Origin of the sequence: Parendozoicomonas sp. Alg238-R29 (assembly GCF_947331445.1) — a bacterium.
Lineage (GTDB): Bacteria > Pseudomonadota > Gammaproteobacteria > Pseudomonadales > Endozoicomonadaceae > Sansalvadorimonas.
The window spans coordinates 1-1,491 of sequence record NZ_CAMZOG010000205.1; the positions used below are offsets into that span (position 1 = coordinate 1).

At 44.3% G+C, this 1,491-nt stretch carries 1 protein-coding gene; it reads right to left on the bottom strand.

Annotated elements, in window-relative coordinates; translation table 11 throughout:
- Positions 1–45 precede the first annotated feature (45 nt).
- Positions 46–1,164 carry a DUF3604 domain-containing protein gene (locus QMA35_RS21625; protein WP_281649202.1) on the bottom strand — a complete coding sequence of 373 codons (1,119 nt, stop codon included), beginning with the start codon at positions 1,162–1,164 and terminating at the stop codon, positions 46–48.
- Positions 1,165–1,491 lie beyond the last annotated feature (327 nt).

A 1,491-nucleotide genomic window follows, 5' to 3' on the forward strand; every position in this document is an offset into this window, starting at 1 on the left:
TTGGCTACATGGCAGCACGTACGTGCCCAATGCCAGAAAGGCTTCTTAAGCTGGCTGACTTACAGTGGTAATCAGGAACTTATAAGGATTAGTGCCTAATCTTTCTTCAATCGCTAATCCATTCTTTAAAGCTTCCCGGGCATATTCACCGGCCAGCATGGCATTTTCTTTGGCAACTGTGCCATCCAGGTTAGCAAGATCCCAGGTTTCAAAATCGGCAAATTCATCACCGGGAGATAAAAACGGGTGCGCCTCACCATCCCCTTTAATTTGAGTGACTTCATAAAGAGGTTCGTATTTCGCCCGCTGTGTCACGTAGTCTGAGTCAAAAGCTCTGCCATTCCACTGTTCGGCCAAGGGAAACATAATTCCGTTGGAAAGATTGCCATTGTGAGGAATGGCTAGCATCTTCCCCCCAGTCTCTTTCTCATAATGACTCATAAATTTCCAAAGATCCCGAGGGTCAGGGCTACCTTTGGGGGGAACCGTTGTATAAGGTTCAAACTGCAGTGCTTTTTTCGGGCCATCGCGCATAACAACAACACGATGCATATTGTTACCTTCAATCAGCGAAGTCCATTCATAACCAAGCATGGCAGTAAAACGTCCAGGTTCGTTATAAGCTTCGGCAGCGGCAATAGCCCCCTCCCAAATACTTTTGAATTTTTCAGTTCCCGGCGCATAAAGATTGATCAGTTCAGGGTCAATCTCACCTTTTGCAAAGGTTTTTATTAATGAAGCCCTTGCTTCGGCCGCTGCCTGGCCGCCTTCCTGAAGAGCCTTACTCCATCCCTGGGCTTGCTCAAATTCAAGAGCAACAGGATCACCTTCAATGATATCCCCAATCAGCCCCATACCATCAGTATGATCTGCAATAACAAGCCAATCCAGGGGTCTGGACAGCTTTGCAGATAACCCGAGAGAACTTTCAACGGTTTCTCCTCGGGCAAATCGATAAGCGTCTTCTGGCGGAAGCCGGTTATTTGCCAAACCTGCATCCATGGACAAATTAGTATGAAGGTGAGCATCCCCCCACAATGGACTACGCGGGTGTTGCTCGCCAGAATAGGGGGAATAGGAGGGCTCGGTCGTATCATCAGCCTTAACTGCTACTGAACTTACGATTAGCTGCACAGCAACAACACTAATTAAAAGTGTTTTCATTATTAACACCATTTTTGTCTCAAGATATTTAAACATCTTGTATTTTTATTACCTGTACTTCCGTCAGGAAACTTGCAATTAAGCCAGAATTACTTTCGCCACTGTGAGCCAAAAACTAAAGACAGCCAACAACTATCGTTTTTCTAGAGTAATATTTTAGACAGATTGAACAATACTCTTTAGATGAGTTCACCGATAACTTTGTCGTGTATATATTCTGAGCAAGATAAGCAGAAAATCTTGCGGTTGATTCACTTCGTGGGCACTGGGAGGGTAAATATTAAATAGGAGGGTAAATATTAAATAGGAGGGTAAATATTAAATAGG

Excerpts from the sequence above, each read along its gene's own strand:
- QMA35_RS21625 (WP_281649202.1), bottom strand. The coding sequence starts at position 1,164 with ATGAAAACACTTTTAATTAGTGTTGTTGCTGTGCAGCTAATCGTAAGT.